Genomic DNA, 26,976 nt, shown 5'->3' on the forward strand with positions numbered 1-26,976 from the left:
GTTACCAACACTATTCTAACCGTTGATATTGCTTAATTCACAAAGAATCCTACTTTCCAATTTAATTTTTTATCTGTGTGAGTCTCTAATACCGTTTTATAATCTACTTGATCATAAGATACACTTTCTTTCCAAGCAAAGCTACCTGTGATACTTGCATCGGCATTTGGCCCTTTATCATTTACTCCTACTTTAACACTTCCACCAAGTGTATACCCTACCTCCGAAGTGACCTTTGCTGAAGTCATTGTATTAACTGGGGCAGCTTTATGGAATTGAGCACTATCACCACTTGTTATTTCTGCTTCAGTATGATAGGCTGATGGCCATTTTAAACCTGCGTTATAGTATCCGCTATTAATTGTATATTTAGCATCTATATTACTACCATCAGTGGTAACAATTGCAATCTTTTTATCTGCGTAAGGATCCTCAATAAAAGAAACCTTTATTGAATTTTTGATATTTTGCTTCATGTCATAAGTAGTTTTAAAACTATTATAGACCTTCCCACCATTTTGAAGATTTTCTACAGTTCCTTTAGAATCTGCAAATGCAGATGTTGCTTGTAAACCAAATGATCCAGACATAATAACGGACGCTACCGCAACGCATTTAGCTATTTCTTTTGCTTTTTTCATACAGACAGCCACTCCTTCTTAAACATTTAAAAGATATAAATATATTATTTCTAGTTCACAAAAATAGAGATATATTCATAGCCATACAATATAGAAATTCATTAACTTTTATGACACTAACTAAAAACACATATTTCACTAATCTTCCTCTCACTATTATTGATAACTATTATCAACATTATTAAAACATAAAATAACGATTTAAACAACAATTTTAAATACAAATTTAAAATTGTTGTTTAAAAAATTTTAAAAAAATTATAGAATTCTTCATTTCGAGAATTACTATATTTTCAATTACTTATTACAGCCTATATTCAGATACATTATTTCCTTTCCATTCATAATAATCTAAAATTCCTTCATAAATGGCTTCTGCTGCAATTTGTCTGCCATTTTCCGTAGATAATTTACTGTAATCAATACCATTATCTATAAATGCCAGTTCCGTCAACACAGCTGGCATGTCATTTTCCCTTATAACATGAAGGTCTCCATGTTTAACTCCTCTGTCTCGTGTTTGAAGTGCCTCTACTAAACGTGTTTGAATTTTTTCCGCTAAAACACGACTTTCTTCCACATGAGGATTTGTTTTTTCAGATTTAGAAGATTTATAGTAATATGTTTCTGTCCCTTTTGCATTACCATTAAAAGCATTTGCATGTACGCTTATAAAGATATCACCCCGATTTTTCTTAGCAAATTTAACACGTTCCTGTAAAGAACTTTTTTGATCATGTCCTGGTCTATTATCAGATTGACGAGTTAATAAAACTGTAAATGGTGTATGCTTTTCAAGTAATTGTTGTAGACGTAAAGAAGTGTCTAGTACAATCTTACTTTCAGGTAATCCCTTTGTGGATTTCCCAGGATCTTCGCCACCATGTCCAGGATCAATAATAATTGTTTTGCTTTCTAATGGGTTTTTTTGACGATGTTGCATCATATCTGTTTTTGCAGTAAGTTGAGCAGCTTCAGCACGTGTTATAAATCTATTTGGTTGCCAACCGTTCTCAGTACCATTGGAAATTTTCAAACCGATTAAAATATTGGCATATTTTTCTCCCCAATGCCCTTTTAAATCTTCAAATTTAACCTGCTCATTATGATTTGGTGTGCTTTGTAGTTTATATGCATTTACTAGCATCGTAGCCATAGCAGCGCGAGTTACTTTTCCGGATGGATTGAAGATTCCATTACCCTCACCTTTAACAATACCAGCTTTTTCAGCAGCAGCAATATACGGAGTCGCCCAGTGGTTTTGTGAATCTGTAAATGATGGTTTTGCATTAGAGTCAATTTGTAGACCTAAAACTTTTGTCATAATTTTTGTAGCCGAAGCTCTGTCTAATAAGTCATTTGAACCGAAAGTTCCGTCTGGATAGCCATTCAATACCTGTTTATCAACTAAATAATTAACGGATTTGTCCGCCCATGCAGGAACATCTGGGAACTTATGAGTATTTGCAAATGTATTAGATGAGTAGGATAATAGACTTCCAGCAAGAATTCCTGTAGCAATTAATTTGTATTTCAAAATGTAACACCTCTATCAAGTTATTACAATTTGGTAAATATATCATTTATAATTAATCTTTAAATAATACGACCTTGAATAAAGAATAGATTAAATTGTTCGTATTACTATATAGCAGATAACGAATTTAAAATAGAACTATTACTCCAAAATAATCCTCGGACACACACTTATAGATAGAGATTATTAAATATACTCACCAACATTGTGTAACCAGTATAGTTACTTATACATACGAGTGTCAATTAAAATAACCTTACACTTTTGTAAGATAACCACCTTAATAGTAAACCAAGTAATTATTAAATAATATAAACAGTTACTTGATATAATAAAATAGCAGTCTTAAATTTTGAGCAAAGACTAATTATTTTGATAGGAGAATAACTTATAACAACCACATTTTTAACAATGCTTTTGAATCCCACTTTACTCTATAATTCTCTGTTATATCCCAACGTGAATGCCCCTATAATATAGTCAATTGCTGCAATGAATACTACAACTTATAATATTGTATTCCCCCAAAAAACATCTCTAGAAGTCACCGAAAGTGGCCTTTATTAATACACCCACACAATCCATCTTTTCACTCCCTTAGGACATCCTCAAATTTTACAAGGAACGAAAAAAGAAGAGGGATACCTTCCCTCCTCACCAATGAAATTAAAAAACACCTTAATTTATATCCCCTACCTTTTACAATCTCACTTCTATTGCTAGCCAGTTTAATTCTTCAATTCTATTTTCATAGATTCATATATTCTTCTAAGGTCTGCTTTTGTTTATATAGTTCTTAACAGAAAGAATGTATATCCTTCTATTTGTTTGACATCATTAAGATGCTCACAAATAGAAATAAATTCTATTCCTATATATAGATAAACAATCTAAAAATTTATATAATAAGATTAGAAGTGTAGCATATTATTATTGAAGGGTCTTGGTATAATGCTAGGCATTAATGTAAAAAAAACAAATGAAGAATTAATTATTTCATGGCAATTGGCGGAGATTACAATTCCATTACGTGATGTGATTGAGGTTACCGAAGATGCTACCTATGCTGGTGTTGAAGAAGTAGATGTAATACGTATTGGAACATCTTATGGGACAACAGACCGTATTTTAATTAAAACAGTAAAACAAAATTATGTATTGTTTACTACAAATAAAGTTGCTATTTTAAATGCCATTCACGCTTAAATATAGGAGTCTTCTTGGCTAAAATGATAAAAATAAGCACATCTTGTTATAAAAATGAACTGCACCCCAATTGTTAGACACAGTCTAACAATTGGGGTGCAGTTTTTCTATGGCTAAATTTACAGCTGATGAAAAAATACAAATCGTTCTACGTTATTTGAACGGAAATGAAAGTTATCGAGAAATGGGTAGATCGCTCGGTATAAGTGACACAATCATTTTGAATTGGGTAAACCAATATAAACAGAATGGTCTGGAAGCTTTTCTAAAACGATGTACAAATTACACACAACAATTTAAACTAGACGTACTAAACTTTATGATTGAAAACGGTATGTCCTTATTTGAGACGGCAGCTATCTTTAATATTCCTGCCCCTTCAACGATTTCTGTTTGGAAAAAACAGCTCGAAACACAAGGAATTGATGCCCTTCAATCTAAGAAAAAGGGGCGTCCATCCATGAAAAAAGATTCAAATAAACAAGTAAAACAACCTTTAGCTGAAGGATCAGTCGAAGCACTTGAAGCACGCATTAAACAGCTTGAGATGGAAAATGAGTACTTAAAAAAGTTAAATGCCTTAGTTCAAAACAAGGAAAAATCACAAAACAAGACAAAGCGCAAGTAGTCTATGAATTAAGGCATAAATATTCGGTGAAGGCACTCGTGGAGCTAGCTACTATTCCTCGAAGCACGTATTATGATTTAGTAAAGAAAATGAATCGTCCAGATGTAGATGCCGATTTGAAAGCCGAGATTAAAGCGATTTATGAGGAAAATGAAGGTCGTTATGGTTATCGTCGCATTCGTGATGAATTAACGAATCGTGGCCAGAAAGTGAACCACAAGAAGGTTCAGCGCATTATGAAAGAGCTTGGGTTAAAGTGTGTTGTGCGTATGAAGAAATATAAATCCTATAAAGGAAAAGTCGGTAGAATTGCACCTAATATTTTAGAGCGTAATTTTCATACAGATGCACCGAATCAAAAGTGGGTAACAGACATCACAGAGTTTAAATTGTTTGGAGAAAAACTGTATGTATCACCTGTATTAGATTTGTATAATGGTGAAATTATTACCTATACAATTGGTTCTAGACCGACGTATTCGCTTGTTTCAGACATGTTAGAGAAAGCATTGGAACGTTTACCTGAAACCCACCAGCTACTGATGCATTCGGATCAAGGATGGCATTATCAAATGAGACAGTACGTCCGGACACTTGAATCAAGAGCTATCGTCCAGAGTATGTCTCGAAAAGGCAACTGTTACGACAACGCAGTAATAGAAAATTTCTTTGGGATTATGAAGTCGGAGTTCCTCTACATAAAAGAATTTGAAAATGTAGAGCACTTTAAAATAGAATTAGAAAAATATATAGATTATTATAATACGAAACGGATTAAGGCAAAATTAAAAATGAGCCCGGTACAATACCGGACTCACTTTTATCAAGCTGCCTAATGAAATAACCGTGTCTAACTTTTAGGGGTCACTTCAAAACAGATGTGCTTATTTTTTAATTTCTATGCATTTTTACGTTTTAAGAAAATCACTCCACCAACAATTAACAGTAATGCTCCTGCAGCCATAGAGAACCAACTTGTAAGATTAGTACCTGTTTGCGGTAACCATCCAATTTTAGATTGAATTTCTTTCTTAGGTTGTGGTTGTTCTTTTACTTGCTCGTTAGGTTGCTCTGGTGTTGGCGTATTTTTATCTGAATTTGGCTGTTCTGGTTTAGGTTGTTCCGGCTTTACCTCTTTAAATTTCACTGTTTGTCCCTTATCTTCAATTTCAGCGTGAATAGCTACTAATATATTATCTTGATACAGTTCTTCAAATACTACTACTTCTTTACCTTGTAATGCAGAAGCATTAAATGTGAAATCTAGTGTGATAGAACCATTCTTCTCTTTAGCAATAAACTTAGATTCTACTGTTACTTCTTTACCCTCAACTAATAATGGCTTGTTTGTTGCTTTATCCATCAGTTTACCTTTTACAACATACTCTTTACCCGCGATTAAGTCTTTGTATTCCACTTTATCTTGGATTGTTACAGATTTAGAAGCGTCTAACTCTTTAGAACCATCAGCTTTGTTTGTTGCTGTCGTTTTTACTGATGACTTAACGAACTTAACTGTTTGACCTTTATCATTGATATCAGCATGTGTCGTAACAACTTTTCCGTCTTTCAGTAACTCTTCGAATACTACTACTTCTTTTTCTTCTAAACCAGTTGCATCAAAAGTGAAATCTAGTGTAATAGAACCATTTGCTTCTTTTGGTGTAAACTTCGTTTCAGCAGTTACTTCTTTACCATTTACAACTAATGGTTTATTAGTCTCTTTATTCATTAATTTACCTTTTAAAGTGTACTCTTTACCTACTTGTAGGTCTTTGTATTCCACTTTATCTTGGATTGTTACAGACTTAGACGTGTGCATTTCTTTTGTACCATCTGTTTTATCAGTAGCTGTTGTTTTTATTGAAGGAATCTTTTCATCTTTGACAATGTGTTTAATGATTTGACCATTCTCTTTAATTTCAAAAGAGAACGTTTCTTCATTTAATACATAACCTTTTGGTGCAACAGTTTCTTTATATGTGTATTTTCCAAATGGTAACTTTTCAAATTTAGCGATTCCTTTATCGTCTGTTTTTCCTTTTACTACTTCTTTTCCTGCTTCGTTATAAATCGTAAATTCTGCATTTGGAAGCTTGTTATTTCCATCAGCTACATCTACCTTTGTAATTTCTAGATCACCTTTGATAAGATGATTAACTGCCAATAGCTCAATAATCTTTCCATGTTCCTTTATTTCGAACATAATCGGTTCTTTAACAAGAACGTAACCATTTGGAGAAGCCTTTTCTACAAATGAATATTTACCATACGCTAAATCTTTGACGTTAATCTCACCATTTTTATCTGTCTTATATTCCCCAACTACTTTTCCACTTTCATCTTTCAATTCAAATACTGCACCTTCTAATTTTTTACTAATATCTTCATTATCTACTTTTAGTAATTTTACACTACCTTTCACTTCGGTATTTTCCACTGTAAAAGTAAGTGTTTTATTGTGCTCTTTAATTTCAAAAGGATACTTTGTTTTATTTCCAATATATCCATTAGGTGTTTTTGTCTCTAAGAAATAATATTTACCATACGTAAGACCTTCAACGTTTGCAATTCCATTTTCTTTTGTTACTACTTTTTTCACTTCTTTTCCATCTTCAGTGAAGACTGTGAATTCAACATTTGGTAAAATCTTTCCTGAATCACTAAGCTTTTTAATTTCGATGCTACCTTTTACTTTGTTATTTACTATTTGGACAGCTCCTGTTTCTCCTGTCTTAACTTCAATAGTTTGTGGTTTATCATCTGAAACATAGCCTGTTGGTGCTTTAATTTCTTTTAATGTGTAAGTACCAATTGGTAAGTTGTTTAATTCTGCCATACCATCAGCACCAGTCGTGATTTTTCCGACTGATTCATTATTTGCATTAAAGACCTCAAATACTGCACCAGCTAAAACTTCTTCATTTTCTCCAACCTTTTTAATTTTTAAAGAACCAGCTGCTTCCCAATTTACTGCAAGATCACTACTAAGCTTTTCTTCATTTCTCTCTAATAGTACTGTAGCATTCTGAACAGTATCCGTACCACGGTAAGCAATTGCTTGAACTTTAGTTAAATTAGCAGCAACACTTAAATTAAATTCACCCGTTTTTGTATTCTTAGGAATTTGGATACGAAATTTTTCTCCAACTGAAAGCTGATCTTTCACTTCTCCACTTTCACTAACAATTCTAACTCCATTAGGTGCATTTTTCGCTACTACCTTATAAGAACCACTCTTAGCATTTGTTTGTACTGAATATAGATTTGTTTCGAAGAATTCACCCTTTAATTCTGCTTTTTGCTTTTCAGCAGGAATCACATTCATAAAAACATCTTGAGTCTCTTCACTATTATTAGCATTACTAATAATAGCCTTAGCTGCTTTTTCAACATTTTTATTCTCATGTTTTAATTCATTTACATCGAGTTGACCTAATGCATTCCAAACCGCAAGTTGCGTTGCATAATGCGCTTCATTTTTATTAGCTACTCCCAGCTGTTCAGCACTTTTTTGCGGGAAACCATTTAATAAGACTCTATATACTACATTATCTGTTTTCCCCATTTCAGGAAGATCTTCACCATTTGGTGATTTTAATCCAAGGGTTAAGCAATAAGCAATTTGACCACTTGAATTTTTAATCATTTCAGTGCGAATGTACTTACCTAGACTATTACTATAACTCCAGTCCATTGAATATTTCTCATGCGTCATAACCTCTGCACTAGCCCTAGGTAAAAATACATTAAGGAATAATGCCAGTACTGATAATAATGTAAAAACTCTTATAATGACTCTCTTACCCAATTTTGTAACCTCCCTAGAATAAATTAATCCGAGTATATATCGCAATATCTAAAACATTCACGATCGACTCAATTATCATTATAAAACAATAAATTACAAATATTAAATAATTTTAATAAAATAGTCAAAAAATTTACACATTTTATTATTTATCAAGTTTTTTAACGAATTTACTATATACAAATTCTAAAACACGCCTACAATTTAAAAGACAAATATGTATGTTAAATATATAAATAGCAATTCCTTTACTCCAGTTATTAAGCTTTCCCCTATTTAAAATAGCCTTTTCATTTTCTTGTTAACCTGAGTAATTTATATACCTCTTTTAATCTATTACACTCCTCCATTTAAATATAAAGGTGAGTTCTCGTTCAAATAATAAAGTGAAACTTTAATCTGCCCGATTCTCACCTAACTTCTTTGCTTTCATTGAATTTTTGGGCGGGAGTCTTACTCCCCAAAAATAGTGGGATATATTATGCAATATTGCATTTGATAATCATTTTCACTGTAACTATAATGATTACAGGGTTACTATTAATCCAATATTCTATATGGAGGTTTTATTATGTTTAAAAAAATTATTGTATCTTCTATGGCGCTTACTATGTTCGGTGGAGCTGCAACTATGCTAGAGGCACCTACTGCTCAAGCAGCTTCTTATAACTCAACGTCATCCTCTTACTTTGATGTCACTCCTGAAGAGGCCGTGGCTTTCTATCAATCTCAAGACTATAAAAAATTAAAAGTATTTTTGGATGACTTTGAAGCTAGAAACCCTTATACTCCAGGTGGAGGCTACGCTCAAGGGAGTGTACGTATGCAAAAATTCAACGATGCTCTTAGAGATGCCAAATTAACAAATGTCTACCAAGAATTTATTAGAATCTCATACTACAATCATTATCCAGAACCAAAATAATAACAACGGATTAAATGTTTATTATTTCTATAACTTAGCCTAATTTTAAATGTATAACCTAAAAATAATTACTAAAACCACTCATATAAGGGTGGTTTTTCTATTTCCCCATATAATTTAGCGGAATGTTATATCATCTTTATTTTAATATGTTTTATAGTAGACATTCTCTAGTTGACACAATCTAGTAGGTTAGCAATGGGAATATCAAAATATATTTATAATTATTTTCTGTTTAATAGCAAAAAACGAACACCCTCTCACAATTAGATAAGGTGCTCGTTTTCATTTTTATCGGTAATTCTCAATTCATTTTAGCTTCTTTCCAATAAGCAAAGATTAAATTAATTTAAAAACAAAGCGTTTTAAATTTAATTCATAGATCTTACTGAAACTTGGAATTGCCCCTTAGAACCATCATCATTTGAAACGTAAATTTTATATGTTCCATTCGGTAATGGAGATACAGCATTCCGTACATTTGTAACATTAATTTGTTGTTCTCCAGGTTTTATATAACCACCAACAATTAGCTCTGTATTTGGACCTTTTACACTATATCCCATTGTATTTTGACCATTATTTTTCATAGAGAAGCTTAAGTCAGCACTCCCATCATATACGAAAGAAGTTACAGCCTCGCCACTATAATCCATTGTTTGGGTTAATAATAAGTCTGCAGAAACATGTTCAACTACATGAATTGGATCGTTCGTTTTGTGTACTTCTTCAGCATAAGTATTATTCCCTAACACACCAAGTGTTAATGCTGAAACTACTCCACAACTAAGCACTAGTTTATTTAACTTCATTTTAAGTTCCCCCTTGATGTTTGTATTCTATTACCATCATACATCCTTTTTTAAGTGCGTTTTTATGTAATAATTCATATCTATAAACCTATATATTTTAACTTTCCGCCTTAATAGTTATTGAGAAAGCCACATAGATAAAGCTACAATATTACACTTCATAAAAAACATGTAAATTTTAAAATCTTTTTCTAACAAAGTTTTCTACGATTAAGTACCAAAATACTCAAATAAATAGCATTTCTATTTCAGATAAAATGTACTAATAAAATTTTTCTAAAATTTCACTTTGTAATTTGATATATTCCATGTTAATATAACGAAGGCTACAAAACAGGAGTCACCACGCATATCATTTTCACAGAATATTCATACTTAAAAAACCTTATTTTATCAGTAACTCAATCCCAATTTTACCTATACAAAAGTTAGTTTATAATTTCATATATTCATAAATTTAAATAGATTTTTTATCTATTATTTTTTCTATTTTCCTTATCAATTTTAATACGAGTAATATAACAGCACTTTTCAAGTACCCTTCCTTTTTTAGATAAAAAGTCTACTAATACTAAACATCTATGTCCAACTCATACATAATTCTACTTACAAACTATCGGAGATGCAAAACTATGGGAATTTCTACTCTTTTATTAAATACCTTTATTATAATAATTTGTATCCTTAGCTATCACGTATTTTGGCTAGAGTTTAAAGAAAAAATAACATGTAATAATATGTTATTTTCTATCCTTTCCTCCATTGCTATTATTTTTTGTATGACTTTTCCTTTTCATTTACATGTGGGATTTATTTATGATTTACGTTTTATTCCTATAATATTAGTTTTTCTATATGGAAATACAAAAAACATTGTTTTTATAGAGATTTTATATCTTTCTTACCGGTTTTACTTAGGCGGAAATGGCGTTCTTCCATCATTTATTATCTTTACTATCATTTCTGTTATAACAATGCTCTTTCGTTACTTATTACCTATGTATTTTAAAGAAAAAAAGATATTATTAAGCTTACTTCTTATTTTAGTATGTACAGCTTCCCTTTCTATTTGCGGTATTGTAACTCAAATAAATACAGGAGGTAAAATAGACTCTACTCTCATAGAATTTTTATTAAATTATATAATCATTAATATTTTCACAGTATTATTATCAGTTTATTTTATAGAGGAAATGATTGAGAAATATAAAATGAAAGAAAAACTGCAACGGGCTGAAAAGTTTTATATAGCTAGCGAACTAGCAGCGTCAATTGCACACGAAATCCACAATCCACTAACCACGGTACATGGATTCACTCAATTATTAAATGAAAAACATGCCTCTAAGCTATCTCAGGATCAATACTTAGAAATCATGTTAATTGAAATGCAGCAAATACAATCTACTATTAATAACTATTTATCTTTAACCAAACCACAGAATACCCTAAAAGAAAAAATAGATATTAATCACATTTTAAATCAGGTGAAAGATACTATTTCACCACTCGCTTTATCATACAAAGTTGAAATCAAACAAAATAGTACAGATTCCTTTTATATAAATGGGGACCCCGAAAAATTCAAACTCTGTCTAAACAACATCATCCAAAACGGAATTGAGGCTATGAAAAATGGTGGATTATTACAAATAAATATACAAAAAGTAAAAGGAAATATCATAATTGATATTATTGATTCAGGAATTGGGATGTCATCTCAACAAATAAAACGAATTGCTTTGCCATTCTATTCAACAACAGAAAAAGGAACTGGGCTTGGTACTATGATTGCTTATAGTATTATTAGAGAATTAAACGGAGATATAGAAATAGAGAGTGAATTAGGTAAAGGGACACGCTTTTCTATTAGTATCCCTTGCTAATGTGATAACAATTTTCTGTTTAGTTAATTACATAAATGAATTTTAAGAATCCCGCTAGCTAGCTTATTTATTAATTATCTTAAATTCATATGCGTTAATTAAATATAATAAGGATCAGAGCTTATCTATTGTTACAGATACACTCTGATCCTTTAGTTTAACTACATTAAACGCACTTAATATTTATAACTTTTCTTACATCGTGATGAAATACTAGTTCATCGATTTTATCTCATTTACTGATTAGATTTGTTTAATGTAAATATAATATCTCGCGACACTTAATTTGTTATTATCACTAGTGACATTTCCTGCAGTTGTTTTTTCATTAAAGTACAGACCTTTTTCCATTCATTGAAAAAGACAACTCCCCTTTTACTACTTTACTTCCACCGTATAATTCCCTGTCCCCCCGCCATACTGATACACATGTAAATAATACTTCCCTGGATACGTGTAGTAGCTACCTACTAATTTATTCCCTTGTTGCTGAGCATACGTAACATAATTATTTAAATCTGCTTCAGAATAAAGTACCCAGTTCATTCCAATATTATTTTCATTCGTTACGTTAATTTGAAGGTTTTTAGCAGTTTCCACATTAATTTCAAAGAAATCACTTGTATCGCCATTTCCTAAACTAGCACGTAAGACTTGATTTAACTGCAGTTTGTTTGCTGTTTGGAATGAGTTATTCGGTTCTTTTTCTACACTGTTATCTTCTTTCTTTTGAACAGCTACAGTCGCTGTAGCAGTATTAGTTGCTCCTTTATCGTCTGTTACTGTTAATTTAGCCGTATACGTTCCTTCTTTTGTATATACGTGAGTTGGATTTTGCTCATTACTTACTGCTCCATCACCAAACTCCCATTTATATGAAATAATTTTCCCATCTTCATCTTTTGATCCGTTGCTTGTAAATGAAATTGCTTCATTTACATTTCCACTATACGGACCGTTTATAACCGCAACTGGTGCTTTATTCTCTGCCCCTTCTTCCGTATTAATACCATGGAACACAACATCATATTCAAATTGTCCTGATGCATTCACGCGATAATTTACGAAGTATGCTGTTACTGTTTTATAGCCTGTCCATTCCTTTGCACTTAAACGTTTTAACGTATCATTAACGTTTTGTGTAATTGTTTTCCAATCTTCATATTCTCCTTTTGCTGCAGTTCCTGTATATGTTCCTTGTAGTGTGAATGTATTAAAGAACTGTGATTTATTTTTCTTCACTGATACATTTTTCAATTTTGCTTCCGCTGTTATTTCTGCTGCAATATCTGAAACTGGCTTCGATGCATGATTCGCTAAATAATCGTCTGATACTAATGGCACATTATATTTCTCACGATTATCAACTAACATTTGCATATAGTCTTGATATTCTTTATTTAAATTCGCATCTTTACTTAATGTAGAGCGATATGCATCATATGCTGTTACATCATTTTTCCTAATAAGATCATGTATTTTATCAAACATATCATATCTCTTATTGTACATATACGATTGTAAAGCAAAGGAATAATTATAGAAATCCCACGTTCCATACTTTGCATTTAACGTTCGCTCTGCCGTATAACGCTCTGCTGGGTTTGAAGATAACCCTCCTATAATACTCTTTCTCGGTACAACATTATCCGTTCTCGTTGCCCCTGCAAAAAATTCAGCATTTCCTTCTTCAAACCAAGATAATCTTTCATTTTCATATATTTTTCCTTGTCCCCATAACCCTGGTACTTCATATCTACCTTGTAAATAATGCGTGAACTCGTGCCGGAATAATTCTTCTAAACTATAAATACTTTCTTCTGGCGTACGCTCATAAGTAAAGAACGTACCTGTTCCTTCTATATAAAGACCACCGTTATTCGTTTCATATCCGTACAATTGACGATTAAATTGATATTCCGCTGGGCTATTATAAATAACCATCGTTAATACATCATCAGGATTTCCTTTTTCTAAAGGTTGATCACTTTCAACCGTACGATGGAATTGTGCCTTCACTTCTTTTGCCGCCCAATATAAACGTTTTACTTTTTCTTCTGTCACTTTATCTCCAGCTTTTAAAACAATTGCCCCATCATCAAACGTATACGTTTTTGGCAAATATTTTTTCTTTCCATCTTCTCTTATTTGATCTAAATTCACCACTTTACCATTTGCATCTTTCCCGCCATAATTCGTTGCAATTTGCTCAGCAGCTACGAAATATTGCTCCCCTAAATATGGATATATTTTCATCGCATCTGTTACAACTTGTAACCCTTTCGTTCCTGTACTATGGAACGTACCGAGTCTACCTGTATAATAAATGCCATTATTAATAAGCCAACCGTTTTTTGCTGTAATCGTTCCCATTAATGCAAAACGACTTAATTCATTAATATAACTATCTATTTTCTGATACCATACTGTATCTTTCGGTGCTTTCCTCGTATCGTACAAATACGATTGAATATCATAATCAACACCTTGCATAATATCGTAAATAGCATTTCCAGCTGAAAGATTATCTACTAATGTAGAAAAATTATCATTATATTGTTTAAAAATCTTTGCAGCTGATGTTATCGTTTCCACATCACTCGAAGCGTTTCCTATTAACTTTCCGTATGATGATACCACTCTATTTTGCTCTAATGTACCCAGCTTGAAATTTGAATTGTTAGCTATCGCTTTTAATGCAGGTAAGCATTTATCATGATAACTCCGTTCATTTAATTTACTAAGAACCTGTCTAGAATCTTTTCAATAAAATTGCCACACCTGCCAATAAGCAACTTTGTCTACTGTTTTCAAGTGTTCGTTCACAGTTTTTCCACAGTCTGCGGTAATTTTCCAACCAAGCAAAAGTTCGCTCTACGATCCAGCGTTTGGGTAACACAACAAACTTGTGAAGTTCCGAGCGTTTGATAATTTCAACTGAACAATGAATCGTTTCTTTTATCGATTGTGCAAATGATGGGCCCGTATATCCACCATCACAAAGTATATTTGTCACTTTGTCCAATGATTTTTTATGCTTTTCACACATTTGGATAGCACCTTCTCGATCTGTTATATTCGCAGTTGTTACTTCAATCGCATGAATGAGACCATTGGTGTCTACAGCGATATGTCGTTTGATTCCTGATACTTTCTTTCCCGCATCGTAGCCTTTTTCACTCGCTATCCATGTGTTTTTTACACTTTGTGCATCTACGATGCAGAAGCTTGTCTGTTTTTTTCGCCCCTCTTGTTCACGATAGGTTTCGATCAATTTTTTTATGCACTTTTTCAAGAAGACTTATGCCATTCTCGTCTACTTTCCGCCAAATCTGGTAGTAGGAATAGACGGTTTTCCAGTTTGGAAAGTCCCTTGGCAGATTACGCCATTGACAACCTGTCGTAAGCAAATATAGTACACCGCAGAATACCTCGTACAAATCAACTGTGCGTGGGCGCGTCGTTTTCCGTGCATTTTCTAAATCTTCACGAATCAGTTCAAACTGTTTACGAGTAATATTACTGGTATAATCATGTATCATTAGGAAACATCCTTTTTTGTATAGATTATATCATAGATTTCAGACAGGTTCTAAGTTCCGAATTATAAAATCCTAAATAAAATCCTGAACGTAATACCTCCACTAATGTCTCAATCCCTTTTGAATCATCCTTCGTATAGGCTTGTCCTTGCTGCTTCAATTTATCAATAATCGCCTGCATCCTACTATCATTTTGATAGAATGCTAGACTGTCTGTATTAAACTGAAATAGCCCCGTAATTTGCTCCCAATCAATTGTTACAAGTAAATCTACTAACTGCTGATTGCTTAATTGATTTAATTCAGCAATTGTATAAGTTTTCGCTACAGCTAATTGCTTACTTTCTTTTTTCACCTCAGGTGGTCTTTGTGATAAATCGGCAAATTGTAGCCTTTTCTCAAAAGACTTGCTTTCGAGCACTTTCGATGAATGAGCTAATTCTTGTACTGGTAGTTGTACACCGACTGGCTCCATTTTGAGCACATTTCGATAAGAAACTTGCTCTCCCTTAGTATCTTCTGCCAAACTTCCCCCTTGAAAACTTCCTAACATTAAACTAGCAAAACTTATCCCTACTAACATTTTCTTTGAATAGCCTTTCATGCTCTCCCCTACCTTACATTTTTAGTGTCCCGCTCCATTATTTTACTATTTTTACTTTTTGTCCTGTATTGAGAAAAAAATAAGGTAACGTTCACACATGTATCCATTCCATGTAAAATTAACGCTTGACTTTCCGTGCATTTTATATCAAAAAAAGATAGATAATAGCAAAATTTCTGCTACATCTATCCTCGTTTTCAACACTATGATTTTAACTTTATAAACGTAACTTCCGGTAATGTTTGCATATGCTGAATAAACTCATTCTTTTCTTCTGACGATATATTTTTCAGTTGCATTCCTACCTTATAAACAGTTTCTGTACCTTGCTGTGAAGCTTCCACCTCATATGAGAGTATTGGGATGCCTTTCACTTGTAGTGTTTCTAATATTTGTTGTATCGCTTCATGTTTATTTACAAACATTTGCACTGTTATATTTTGCGGAAATAAAAATTGCACCTTAAAAATACGACTTACAATTTCTAAACCAATTAAAACGAGAATCGTCGCTCCAATGCCTACTACATACATTCCCGCTCCAATTGCTAATCCTATACCGGCAGTAGCCCATAAACCAGCCGCGGTCGTTAATCCTTTCACCGCCTGCTTTTGAATAATAATTGTGCCTGCACCTAAAAAACCAACTCCACTAACGACTTGTGCTGCAATACGACTTGGGTCTAGAGACATATGCTCTTCAAACACAATATCTGAAAAGGCATATTTCGAAACAACCATTATTAACGCACTTCCTACCGCTACGAGGAAATGAGTCTTTAATCCAGCTTCTTTCGATCGAATTTCTCTTTCAATACCAATCATTGCTCCTAACAAGCCAGCAACACCGATTCGTATAATAAAATCAAAATCTACACTCACGGGCACTTCCCCCTTTCATTCATTATAGATAGATAAAACAAAAAATATCACAAACATCCATTTATCAACATGAAGGAATACCACTAAAATACACTTAATACTCCGGCCGTTTTATGTTAATATTTAAAATATTAACATAAAATAAATAACTTCTAATTTTAAACCTTCACTAATTTTCTAAAAAATAAAAGGTGAATTACATGAAATTAGGTTGAGAAACTTCGGAAAACGCTTTCATTTTGTATCATAATTTTTTATAAATACTACATAAACAAAGGAGCTTACTAACAATGAACGTCTCGTTACTTACACCTACTACTGATTTACAAGAAGAATACTTAGATTTCTATAACGAATGGAAAGATAGCGGTGAAACAATGATCCCGTGGGTTATCTCAAAAAATCCTGCTAACTTCCCAGCTATGGTTCAAGAACTTCTCGATGCGCATAACGGAATAAATATCCCTGAAACTTGGGTACCAGATTCTACATATTGGCTCGTTACAAATAATAATAGAATTGTCGGAGCTGTTAATATACGTCATAGTTTAACTGAACATCTATTTAACGCTGGCGGTCATATCGGTTATGGCATTCGCCCTTCTGAAAGAAGAAAAGGTTATGCTACGAAATTACTAGCATTATCATTAGAAAAAACGAAGGAATTAGACATCACGAAAGTACTTGTCGTTTGCGACGCAGTGAATACCGCTTCTGAAAAAACGATTTTACATAACGGCGGGCTTCGTGATCATGATTTCACTGAGGAAGATGGGAATGTAGTAAGAAGATATTGGATTGAGCTATGAATGATCACAAATAAGCGAGAAAGTGATTATACACTTTCTCGCTTATTTTACACTGCTTCTATTTCAAATTGTACTGTAATACCGCTTGGATCTACCACCACAAACCCATTTGTAGTTTCATTTATTTCATGTTGTTTTTCTATTAATCTTTCTTTCACTTCATCTAACGCCTCTTTATACGGTAGTACAATCGTATACACCTTTAGCCCAGTTGCATGTACTGGTGGGTGTGGATTGTTTACTCCGTTCCACGTATTTGCACCAATATGGTGATGATATCCCCCTGCTGAAATAAATAAGCAATCCTCTTCACGCTGTTGTACTTCAAAACCTACTGTTTCCACATAAAATTCATGTGATTTCTCTACATCAGCTATTCGTAAATGTACGTGCCCAACGACAGTATTAGCAGGCAAACCATCAAACTCATAATCAACAAGTGTTGCCAATTCTTTTAAATCAAGTGGTGTACTTCCTCCTGGCCCTTCTCCCCATTGATCACGCGGACGGTCTGCATAAATTTCAATACCATTCCCCTCTAAATCTTGCAAATAAAAAGCTTCGCTATATGTATGATCACTTGCACTATTAAACCTTGAAATTGGTAAAATTTCATTTGAATATGTATAACGCCCTTCTTGCTCATCCGGGCTGTCAATTACATTTTTATTACGAAGAACCCCAAATAGCGCAGAAGCAAAAGCTTCACGAGTCGGAACTAAAAAGGCTACATGATATATACCAGTCGTACGCGGTTCTTGCAGTACCCCGTCCTCTAACCTTTCAAGAACAAGTAACGCGTTCTTTCCACCTTTTCCAGATAAATATGCTTTATTCCCCTCTTGCTTAATTACCTCTAATCCTACAACATTCTCATAAAAAGCAATTTGACGCTCTAAATCTTTCACTTTAAATTCAACATGACCAATACGTGTTTTCGGATGAATTTTTACCATGAATAACTTCATCTCCTTATCCCTATATTTTCCCATTACATATAACCGTTACTATGAAGGATACAACTAAAATCATCCTATGTAAATAAGAAAAGTCAGAATTCACATGCATTTTTATTTTCATAATAAAAATGCCACCTTTTCTAACTTTTAGAAAAGGTGGCATTTTAACTCTTATCTCATTTTATGTACTTCAGCAACTAGCTTTCCACCCTGAATGCCCATATAAAGCTTCACAGGTGCATCATTCGTATTTTCAAATACTAAATCTAAATATGGATATGCAATTGTAGCATCTCTTCCTTGTGGAACATAACCTACCGTTTTAGAATGTGTAGTTCTCTCCACCATTTTCAGGCCAGCTTGATCTGCTGCATTGTATAAAGTTGAAGATGTTTGACAAACACCACCGCCATATCCATCTACTAATTTACCATCTACTATTTCTTTCCCTAATTGATATCCTTTATCTGGTGTTGTATCACCGATTAATGAATTAAAAGAGAAACGGTCTCCTTTTGCTAACACAACTCCATTTATGCTCGCTGCTGACAAACGAATATTCTCAATACGGCCACCTGTTGAACCACCTAAGTTCGTTTCATATCTACCAATTACCGTACCATTTCCTTGCGCATCACTTAATGTTGCGACTGGTTTTTTCTCCACAATCGGCAACTGATACGTAGCATCCCACATACCAACATTTAACAATTTATCTACTAATTCTTTTTCCATTAATTCATAAGAAGGTTTTCCTTCTTGCCAACTTCCATCAGGTGCTATACGTGAAGGAACCATTTTTTTGTCGACGCTTTTTCCAACCTCACCAACAACCTTTGTTACAGACTTTTTAAATTTCGCTTCATCTTCAAAATAGCCTAAACTAGATAAATCTAATTTTTTCACTTCAGTACCAGTTCGACCATCAACTAAACTAATAGTATCCTGCACTTCTGCTTTAGCCTCTACAGTATGCCCACCAATATCACTTACCAATGCAACATCACTTACTTTTGCACCACAGCCACTCATTATAGCTACACATAACACCCCAACCAATATACCCTTTACTTTACGGAACAATATACTCTCTCCCTTTCCCCAACATCACTATTATGTATTTATTTCATTTTTATGTATGTTTTGTTACAATCATTTTACAATATGTTTATAAAATGTTACAAGTTATTTTTCACTCTATATAAATTACTCTTTTCTTTTATAAATGTCTATACATATTTACATAAAAGTTTGAGTTTGATAGAATTGTAACTTTTATGTAAACTCTCTCTTTTATCCAGTATATACCATTAAGCAAAAGAAATACAAATCAAAAACCCTCAAGCTATTTTTTATAAAGTGAAACTGTAATCAGTGGGGGTTTTACGGGCATCCCGACCTTCTTTGTTTCTGCTGAATTTTGACATGGGGGTCTTATTGCCCAGCAAATAGCGGGATAAAGAGAAATCCCGTCAACATAAATAGGTATTTGCCGTGCCACCACTCCGCTTTTGCACATACATTATGGTGAATTCAACCTATTTTAAAGAAATGGAGGATGTTATTATGTATCCCTACAATCCATATGATCCATATAATCAATATGCGTACCAACAACCACAGTATGACTTACAAACACAATATCAATCTTATATAGATCAAGCAGAGCACACGAATCCATATGACCAAAATAGACAATTCCAACTTCCAATCTCTTTTCCTGGCACTGGAAATCGTCAATTAGAAAGACGCGTAAATGAGCTTGAACAAAGAGTTCGTCAACTAGAAAATACAGTTGAGCGCCATACACGTAGACTAAACCGCTTAAACCAACGTTTACGCACAGTAGAAAACAGACTAAACATTCCATTCGCAGCATTAGAAGACGGATTTTAATCGAGAAAATAAAGATTATATAAAGGAAGGGGCTTCCCCTTCCTTATATAAATTGACGAAAGTTTTTTCCATCTCTATACTGATAAGAGTTAATGAAATGAAACAAGGTGATAAATATGGATTTTGAAATAAATTATCTTTCCTTTTATGTTGTACAAGTAGAAGGAAAAGGTGAAGCAGTTGATAAACGCTACAAACATTTTCAAACTTTAGACGCTGAAGAATATGAAGATAGTTCCTTAAAAGAATTTTTGAATGGTGAGTTATTAAAAATATCGAAGCGAAAAGTAGAACGTCATGCAAAAACAGAACAAGCCCCAACAAAAATTGGTCGCTTTATTGTAGAAGAAGGGCACGAACTTGATTCAAACCCTCATTACAACCTTTTTAATCGTATTCGCTTTGCAGAAACAAAAGAAAACTTTAAAGATATGAGCGAACCTCTCGTTTATACATATCTTGACACAAGCGCTGTACGTGGTGGTGTATTTTTAATTGCTCAGGCAAAACTACGCAAATACTTTGATGATCCCTTCGTATTCGTAATGAAATGCGACTTTGAACCAAAGGTTGCTTCTATTTCTGATGAATCAACACTGATTCGTAACGTTGAAATGGCCATCACAACAAAGAATATGAAATCTATCCAATATCCGTACATGCCTGAAGAAGGTATGGTTGAAGTAGGCGAACTAAAAATACACCAAGCATCACATGCCCGCTACTTTGAAGACTTCTTAAAATTCGTCGAATACGAACGCTCTATGCCTGAAATTATGAAAACACAAGTAATGGACATGGTATACGACCAAATTGAAGATGTATTTGAAGAAGGTACGGAAGAACGCGAACAATTCGACCAAGCGATGGAAGTATGGGCTGCCAGTCCGAAACGCGAAATTATGGAACAATTTTCAACCGAAGAAGTAATGGAAGCAACTGCTCAAATCGTCGAGCATGCTCCTGAAGTCGAATTAAAACTAAAAGCAGATCATATCTCTGTGAAGGCCCTGCTTGCTGATTTCGGGGATCAAATACATATTGCGAAGGTAAATGATCGATATGTACTTATGATTGAAGCAGACACACTTACATTTGAAAAAGGCTTCTCTCCTATTGAGTTTCTGAAGCCAGATGAGCTGCAAGATGTGATTGAGCGGATTGAGAATAAGCAGCAGTATTCGTTTGATCCGAGCGGTATTGAATAAAGTGAAACTTTAATCAGTGGGGTTTTGTTCATCCCCCACTAATTATTAACCCTCACCAATCGGGCCTTTACGGGATAAATACTTCCATATAACTGTTGTTACTGGGCGCTTTTAATAAGCGCTCTTTTGTTTATATTAAAAACCGATTCTACTAAGAATCGATTTTTCTGCTTTATAATAAAACATGTTTATTTTCAAATTTTTTTGATGCAAGATGACATTTGTTGCAGAATCAAATACATCCCTTCCTTGTTATACAAGCTTATTTCCATTAGAAATATCTACTTCAATATTTCTAGTTGACCAAGTCCTTCTATAAGTTGTTAAGATGCAAATTTCACTTTACTACCTCAAATTTATTGTACTCGTAAAAAGATAATTGAAAACGATATTCCGGATGTTCTCTCACCCAATCGTAGGCTTCTTCTAAAATTTCCATTTTGTTTTGCAAGTCATTAAGTTCACTACATTCGTCCCTTTTCTGTTTGCACAGAGGGCAGAATCCATTCACTATTTCCGCACTCGTCGCCCTAATAGTTTTACTTTCTAAATCAACTACTAGACGAAGAATAACAGAATGCTCTTCTTTTGTAGTCACCTTCATTTCAGCAATCCGATCCTCATTCCAAAAGACACCGTTTAATTGCATCTTTACTGTGACATCTTTAATATCCAAGTCTACCACTATCACACCTCCCTTGTACAAAACTCAATCTTACTCTTCTATTTTAAACTTTAATACACCACAACTTAAAGAGATATTAAGTTTTTTCCAATTCTTCTTTACTATGAAAGAAAGTGTAGTTAATGCTAATTGTGTGGTAAATATTATCCCAAAAACTAAAACAGTTAAAATGTTAAAGATTGTTTCCATTAAACTACACTCTTTTCTTTATATATATTTTTATTTTATTAATACGGTTTAAAACTCTTATTACGTCTTAACAATCCCAAAGCAATTATAATGCACAATCACAACAACAAGTTGATGCCTATTTAATATCAATACGCTGTTATTACATGTATGTAGTTAGAGGTGGAGGAGAAATTCATTTAACCTCTGTATTCTCCTCCATCTCAGCCAAATACCTAATCTGCCGTTCCGCTTTTCTCACTGCTGTACGAAAATGTTTTTTCAGGAGTTCTACTGTATTTTCACTTATATAATATCTTTCCGTTATACTTTCCCACGTGTCACCACTTTCAAATGTACTCCATTCAAAAGGGCGTTCTGTATTTTTCTTTAGTTCTTTAAACACCCATTTTCGCATCTTTTTTTTCGCTTTTTCTGTTAGTTTTCCGTTTTTTACAAGTTCAAGTTCACCATGTCTTTTGTATCGCTTATTAATATCTCTCTCGCTATATACTTTAAGAAGTATATTTGCTGTATTTTCAGCATCTGCTAAAGCACGGTGCTGTTTTCCTTCCCACGTTAAAGCGAGCTGTTCTACCGCAAATTGTAAACTTGGCGTATGTTCAAACAATTCCTCATATGCTTGGAAAACAAATTTTTGCAAATCAATTCTATTTTCTTTTTCTATACTTGGGCATTCAACACCATATAATGTACAATCATGAGATAGAAAGCGATAATCTTCTTTTCCCCATGAAACAAATATAGAACCTTCGCCGATGAACTGAATAAATTTCTCTATAATTTGAGGGAATTTTTCTACACCCATTAAATCTTTTTTCGTAATACCGGTTAATTTTGTTGTATGACGAGTTAATCGTGCACTTGGTTTTACTAACTCCGAAAATTCTTCAATTATCTTCATTGTACCTATTTCTATTTTTACAGCTCCGATATCAACTATTTCTGATGGATCTTCTGATTTATACGGTCTGAAATTCCTTTCAATATCAAACACAATGAAATGTGTAGCGTTTTTCAATTTATTTACCTCTTTCTAAATTCCTTTTCACACAAACACTTTATTTTCAGTATTTATTTATTCATGTACTTTATACAAAAATACTCCGAATAAATGAATGAAAATTCAGTCTTGTTATGATATGTAAGTAGGAGGACATCTATAAAAATGCAAAAAAAAAGAAGGGCGAGCCCTTCTTTTTTCAAAAATTACTTCTTGTTTACGTTAGTAGCTTGAGGTCCACGGTTACCTTGTTCTACTTCGAAAGTAACTTCTTGACCTTCTTCTAAAGTTTTGAAGCCTTCGCCTTGGATAGCTGAGAAATGAACGAATACGTCTTCTCCGCCTTCAACTTCGATGAAACCGAAACCTTTTTCTGAGTTAAACCATTTTACTTTACCGTTTTGCATGAAAAAAATCCTCCTACAATGTACGTATATGTACATATTCATTTTCAACCACCTTACAATAATAAGCCAGATATTAAAAAACTGCAACCCCTGAGGAGATTTAACATTGCTATCCTCCTCGGAAGTTACAGCTCATTTAAATCTCTATATTATTAAAAGTAAAATGGTTTAAATATACTATATCATATCAATATAATAAAAGTAAAGTTTTTTTCTTAAATTATTTTTTGTTCCCACTGCATTGCTTTTAATTCACCTGATCCGGCTACTACATAACCATCTTTTTGATTAACAATGCGCCATCCGTGCCCTTTAACTGAATCACATACTGTAACAATACCTTCTTCAAGAAGCACACGGCACACACTACTAATCCCCGCCTTATTTTGCGTTGAAGTTGTATATAAAACATGTTGATCTACACTTAAGTCTAAATAACTACTTGCTTTCTGCTCACTTTGACATGTATGCCAATATATTTTTTCACTTGCAATACTTTCATCTATTTTACAATAAGAAATATTCCCGCTAACTCCCTTGCACGATCCACTTGCCGCTACTAAATAAGAATTGTGTAAAGTCAACGCGGAGATCATTTGATTCATCGCAATTTTAATCCTCTTTAATTTACGTGTCTTCAAATCAAAGAGCCAAACACCACCATATTTAGCATGTATTTTCGTACCAATAAATAAGTAATGTTTATATAAAAATAATGATCGAATAGACGGTGCCGCACTGCCATACTCAAGAAACGGATGAATAGTTTCCCATGTCAAACCGAAATTATGAGAAAGATACAGCGTTTTTTCTCCATGAGCAACAACAGTTCCTTGTACAGTGCTACATACATTCCAACTCGTTGCTTTTGTTGGAAAACGCTGAATTGTCCAGTTCTCTCCACCATTCATACTGCGAATAAAAATCCCTTCGTCACCTACACCATAAACTACATTATCTTCGCTATGTAAATCCCTAATTCGTTTTTGAAAACCATTTAAAATTCGTTTCCATTCTCCGTCTTGTTCAACAAATAAGCCATTATATGTAGTAGCTAACAACAGTTTTCCATCTCTTAACTTTGTAATAGCAGTTGCACTTAACATTGTCTCCACGTTGACACTCCCATTCTTAGAACTTCTCAGCAAATGCAATTGCAAAATTACTGCATTTTTCAACATCCTCTTCATCTTCTGGAGCTAATTCAATTTTCAGCCCTTCTTGTACAAGCTCTGCACCGCGTTCCACAAGACGTTCTTCAAATATCGTTACCGCTTCACAAAACAGTTCATACGCCGTATCACCCGATCCGAATACCGCTACCTTTTTCCCAGCTAAATCTATATTTTCTAAGTCATCATGAAAATCTTCCGCTTCAAATGGTAATTCACCATCGCCCCACGTATAAGATCCTAAAATGATTCCATCATAAGCTAATAATTCTTCAGCATCCATGCCTTCCATTTCTTGCAATACTACTTCATGATCAAAAGCATCTAAACTAACTTTAATTAAATCAGCAATACTCTCTGTATTTCCTGACATACTTGCATAAGCTATTAAAATTTTTGCCACTTTGGCATCCCCCTCTAACGATAAATGATTCTCATTCTCATTATATTAATAATGAGAATCAATTTCAATTGATTTTTTCTACTTTTATTTACATTTCACATTACTTATTTCAAATAAAGTGAGGGTATTCATCCCCCACCTAACTTCTTTGTTTCCGCTGAATTTTGAGGCGGGGGGTCTTACTGCCCGGCAAATAGCGGGATAAATAAAAAAGCACAGATGACTATACAATCATCTGTGCTTTTTTATTATTTTTTAAAAATACCAAAAGGCTTTCCTACTGGTAAAACAACTTTTCCGAAGTGTGTATTTAACACTGCTGCTGCTGAACCGTAGAAAGATAATAACGAAATAAGAAGTTCAGAATATGCTGCTAAATTATGCATTGCATGCGGCATAACACCTAAAGTACTTAATGAAAGACCGATAAATAAGAAATCAATAAGGACGAAAATCATAAATAATACTTTATGTGTTTCCATTGCACCAATTGTCATAAAGATTGTGAAAATCAAATATCCGATAAAGGCTACACCAAGCTGTTTTGAATCTGCAGCTTGTGCTAATTTTTCGCCAAATACTCCAAGTTGAATTAACCAAGTCATTCCAACACCTAGCCAAAATAGACCGTACGCACCGAATGCTGTTGTACCAAATGTATTGTTATGCTTTGCATCATGAATGCAAGCAAAGATTTGTGCAAATCCTCCTAAAAAGATTGCCCACGGTAATACAAGTGAAACGCCATCTGTTAAGCCTAACTTTTGAGATGATGCTACAAGTGTTACCATCGCTAATCCAAATAGACCAATTCCAGATGGATCCGCTGTTGTCATTTTCACATGATGTGTAGTAGTTTGATTGCTCATATAAACCTCCTGATTATAAACATACTCGAATACAATACTTAAATCAGAAGACTATGTCAATGGTTTTTTTTGTATGTTGTCAGACGTTATATTTTATAATGATTAAATATATTTCTGACCACTTCATAAGGTTTTATATTCACTTTTTCCAACTCGTTTATCGGTAGCCATAACGGAATATAATTTCCCCTACCTTCCAGCTGAAATTCCTCAGCTGTCCCGCTTTCGAACACTCCGCCTGTAATATAGGCAGCATAATAATATTCATTTCCTTTATATTTTACCTTTGTAATAAGGTGCTCCACTTGTATATGTACCCCTAATTCTTCGTATACCTCTCTTTTCGTTGCCTCTTCAGGCGTTTCACCTTCCTCAATCCCTCCGCCAGGAAAAACATAATATGTTTCCTCTTCTCGAATACGTTTTATAAGAGCGATTTTTCCTTCCTGTACAATGATAGCGGCTCCGCGATTTCTTATCATTTTATTACCTCAATACGAATCGCAACTGTTCCCCACTCTTTTTCTTGTTCTTTCGTATATATTTTGTATGTACTTTCTAACCTCTCCTCTAAACTATCATTTTCACAATCCAATAATTTTTTATCGATTTGTTCATACATAGCTTTAAAGCTCTCGTATCGCTTTATTTCCGTTACTTTTACCGTCATCATTTCTGTTGTCGTAAGATTCGTAAATACGATTTCATCGCCTTTGTTTATTAGTTGACGTTTTTTATCGTATAGGCGTACTTCATATACTTTTTTCCCTGATTGAATTGACTGAAACGGTTTATTATATAAACCCATTTCGTATCGCATACATCCCACTCCCTTTTGTTCATTTCACCTATTAATACAGTTCACATTACTACATCTTGCATATAATATTCCATACGTATCAC

At 33.5% G+C, this 26,976-nt stretch carries 22 protein-coding genes and 3 pseudogenes; 7 read left to right on the forward strand and 18 right to left on the reverse strand.

The window, feature by feature from the left end:
* Nucleotides 1-44: 44 nt before the first annotated feature.
* A pseudogene (hlyII, locus tag V6946_RS18335) lies at nucleotides 45-641 on the reverse strand (hemolysin II HlyII); the annotation flags it as partial.
* Between the two features lie 304 nt (nucleotides 642-945).
* A complete protein-coding gene (locus V6946_RS18340) occupies nucleotides 946-2,178 on the reverse strand; it encodes an N-acetylmuramoyl-L-alanine amidase (protein ID WP_366981788.1) in 1,233 nt (410 codons plus the stop codon).
* Between the two features lie 951 nt (nucleotides 2,179-3,129).
* Here V6946_RS18340 and V6946_RS18345 point away from each other — a divergent pair.
* Both V6946_RS18345 and V6946_RS18350 read left to right on the forward strand, forming a co-directional pair.
* Complete coding sequence (locus tag V6946_RS18345; RefSeq protein ID WP_000900696.1) at nucleotides 3,130-3,384, forward strand: hypothetical protein; 255 nt, start codon at nucleotides 3,130-3,132, stop codon at nucleotides 3,382-3,384.
* 109 nt (nucleotides 3,385-3,493) lie between these two features.
* Nucleotides 3,494-4,848 (forward strand): IS3 family transposase gene (locus tag V6946_RS18350; protein WP_085961003.1). Its coding sequence is split into 2 segments (ribosomal slippage): nucleotides 3,494-3,947 and nucleotides 3,947-4,848, totalling 1,356 coding nucleotides; the frame shifts between segments, so codons are not numbered across the junction.
* 62 nt (nucleotides 4,849-4,910) lie between these two features.
* On the opposite strand, the gene V6946_RS18355 is transcribed toward V6946_RS18350, so the two are convergent.
* Entirely contained in the window at nucleotides 4,911-7,823 is a 2,913-nt protein-coding gene (locus V6946_RS18355; protein WP_033692510.1) for a SpaA isopeptide-forming pilin-related protein, read from the reverse strand.
* A 571-nt stretch (nucleotides 7,824-8,394) separates the two neighbouring features.
* Between V6946_RS18355 and V6946_RS18360 the strand changes: the two genes are divergently transcribed.
* Nucleotides 8,395-8,748: a hypothetical protein gene (locus V6946_RS18360; protein WP_000473483.1), complete on the forward strand. Its 354-nt coding sequence runs from the start codon at nucleotides 8,395-8,397 to the stop codon at nucleotides 8,746-8,748.
* A 371-nt stretch (nucleotides 8,749-9,119) separates the two neighbouring features.
* Here V6946_RS18360 and V6946_RS18365 read toward each other — a convergent pair whose 3' ends face one another.
* The gene (locus V6946_RS18365; protein WP_000773520.1) at nucleotides 9,120-9,560 is read right to left on the reverse strand and encodes a hypothetical protein; all 441 of its coding nucleotides are present in this window, start codon (nucleotides 9,558-9,560) and stop codon (nucleotides 9,120-9,122) included.
* Nucleotides 9,561-10,192: 632 nt separating this feature from the next.
* Here V6946_RS18365 and V6946_RS18370 point away from each other — a divergent pair.
* Nucleotides 10,193-11,446, forward strand: coding sequence for a HAMP domain-containing sensor histidine kinase (locus tag V6946_RS18370; RefSeq protein WP_366982351.1), 1,254 nt, complete (start codon nucleotides 10,193-10,195; stop codon nucleotides 11,444-11,446).
* Between the two features lie 378 nt (nucleotides 11,447-11,824).
* Here the strand turns inward: V6946_RS18370 and colA are convergent.
* The 4 genes and pseudogenes from colA to V6946_RS18390 form a co-directional block, all read right to left on the reverse strand.
* Nucleotides 11,825-14,191, reverse strand: a pseudogene (gene colA, locus V6946_RS18375) (collagenase ColA); the annotation flags it as partial.
* A 7-nt stretch (nucleotides 14,192-14,198) separates the two neighbouring features.
* A protein-coding gene (locus tag V6946_RS18380) for an IS5 family transposase (RefSeq protein ID WP_372584424.1) occupies nucleotides 14,199-14,988 on the reverse strand; the annotation gives its coding sequence in 2 pieces (ribosomal slippage) (nucleotides 14,199-14,729 and nucleotides 14,731-14,988; 789 coding nt in all).
* Between the two features lie 52 nt (nucleotides 14,989-15,040).
* Nucleotides 15,041-15,592, reverse strand: a pseudogene (locus V6946_RS18385) (M9 family metallopeptidase N-terminal domain-containing protein); the annotation flags it as partial.
* A 203-nt stretch (nucleotides 15,593-15,795) separates the two neighbouring features.
* Nucleotides 15,796-16,473, reverse strand: a complete 678-nt coding sequence (locus V6946_RS18390; RefSeq protein ID WP_000109719.1) for an MgtC/SapB family protein — start codon at nucleotides 16,471-16,473, stop codon at nucleotides 15,796-15,798.
* A gap of 290 nt (nucleotides 16,474-16,763) precedes the next feature.
* On the opposite strand from V6946_RS18390, the gene V6946_RS18395 reads away from it, so the two are divergent.
* Nucleotides 16,764-17,282 carry a GNAT family N-acetyltransferase gene (locus tag V6946_RS18395; protein ID WP_001103123.1) on the forward strand — a complete coding sequence of 173 codons (519 nt, stop codon included), beginning with the start codon at nucleotides 16,764-16,766 and terminating at the stop codon, nucleotides 17,280-17,282.
* Nucleotides 17,283-17,329: 47 nt separating this feature from the next.
* On the opposite strand, the gene V6946_RS18400 is transcribed toward V6946_RS18395, so the two are convergent.
* Together V6946_RS18400 and V6946_RS18405 are read right to left on the reverse strand one after the other, a co-directional pair.
* Nucleotides 17,330-18,274, reverse strand: a complete 945-nt coding sequence (locus V6946_RS18400) for a VOC family protein (protein ID WP_002024552.1) — start codon at nucleotides 18,272-18,274, stop codon at nucleotides 17,330-17,332.
* A 138-nt stretch (nucleotides 18,275-18,412) separates the two neighbouring features.
* A complete protein-coding gene (locus V6946_RS18405; protein ID WP_000488973.1) occupies nucleotides 18,413-19,324 on the reverse strand; it encodes a VanW family protein in 912 nt (303 codons plus the stop codon).
* A gap of 483 nt (nucleotides 19,325-19,807) precedes the next feature.
* Here V6946_RS18405 and V6946_RS18410 point away from each other — a divergent pair, with 483 nt between their 5' ends.
* Together V6946_RS18410 and V6946_RS18415 are read left to right on the forward strand one after the other, a co-directional pair.
* Nucleotides 19,808-20,137, forward strand: coding sequence for a hypothetical protein (locus V6946_RS18410; RefSeq protein WP_000283715.1), 330 nt, complete (start codon nucleotides 19,808-19,810; stop codon nucleotides 20,135-20,137).
* A 116-nt stretch (nucleotides 20,138-20,253) separates the two neighbouring features.
* On the forward strand, nucleotides 20,254-21,345 hold the full coding sequence (locus tag V6946_RS18415; protein ID WP_000345046.1) for a DUF3900 domain-containing protein: 1,092 nt from the start codon (nucleotides 20,254-20,256) through the stop codon (nucleotides 21,343-21,345).
* Nucleotides 21,346-21,682: 337 nt separating this feature from the next.
* On the opposite strand, the gene V6946_RS18420 is transcribed toward V6946_RS18415, so the two are convergent.
* The 8 genes from V6946_RS18420 to V6946_RS18455 all read right to left on the reverse strand — a co-directional run bounded on the left by V6946_RS18420 (nucleotide 21,683) and on the right by V6946_RS18455 (nucleotide 26,893).
* Nucleotides 21,683-22,030: a hypothetical protein gene (locus tag V6946_RS18420; RefSeq protein ID WP_006922630.1), complete on the reverse strand. Its 348-nt coding sequence runs from the start codon at nucleotides 22,028-22,030 to the stop codon at nucleotides 21,683-21,685.
* A gap of 364 nt (nucleotides 22,031-22,394) precedes the next feature.
* A complete protein-coding gene (locus tag V6946_RS18425; protein ID WP_000786417.1) occupies nucleotides 22,395-23,240 on the reverse strand; it encodes an exonuclease in 846 nt (281 codons plus the stop codon).
* A 188-nt stretch (nucleotides 23,241-23,428) separates the two neighbouring features.
* Nucleotides 23,429-23,629 (reverse strand): cold shock-like protein CspB, encoded by a 201-nt coding sequence (gene cspB / locus V6946_RS18430; protein WP_001179150.1) that lies wholly within the window; start codon nucleotides 23,627-23,629, stop codon nucleotides 23,429-23,431.
* A 215-nt stretch (nucleotides 23,630-23,844) separates the two neighbouring features.
* Nucleotides 23,845-24,744 (reverse strand): hypothetical protein, encoded by a 900-nt coding sequence (locus V6946_RS18435; protein ID WP_006922620.1) that lies wholly within the window; start codon nucleotides 24,742-24,744, stop codon nucleotides 23,845-23,847.
* Nucleotides 24,745-24,760: 16 nt separating this feature from the next.
* Nucleotides 24,761-25,204, reverse strand: a complete 444-nt coding sequence (locus V6946_RS18440; protein WP_001062752.1) for a flavodoxin — start codon at nucleotides 25,202-25,204, stop codon at nucleotides 24,761-24,763.
* A gap of 248 nt (nucleotides 25,205-25,452) precedes the next feature.
* On the reverse strand, nucleotides 25,453-26,073 hold the full coding sequence (locus V6946_RS18445) for an acetate uptake transporter (RefSeq protein ID WP_000070938.1): 621 nt from the start codon (nucleotides 26,071-26,073) through the stop codon (nucleotides 25,453-25,455).
* Nucleotides 26,074-26,159: 86 nt separating this feature from the next.
* Entirely contained in the window at nucleotides 26,160-26,555 is a 396-nt protein-coding gene (locus V6946_RS18450) for an NUDIX domain-containing protein (RefSeq protein WP_366981681.1), read from the reverse strand.
* Entirely contained in the window at nucleotides 26,552-26,893 is a 342-nt protein-coding gene (locus V6946_RS18455; protein WP_006922617.1) for an ASCH domain-containing protein, read from the reverse strand. Before V6946_RS18455 ends, V6946_RS18450 begins: the two co-directional genes overlap by 4 nt.
* Between the last annotated feature and the right edge of the window lie 83 nt (nucleotides 26,894-26,976).

This window comes from Bacillus sp. PPSBB_2 (assembly GCF_045291115.1).
Lineage (GTDB): Bacteria > Bacillota > Bacilli > Bacillales > Bacillaceae_G > Bacillus_A > Bacillus_A cereus.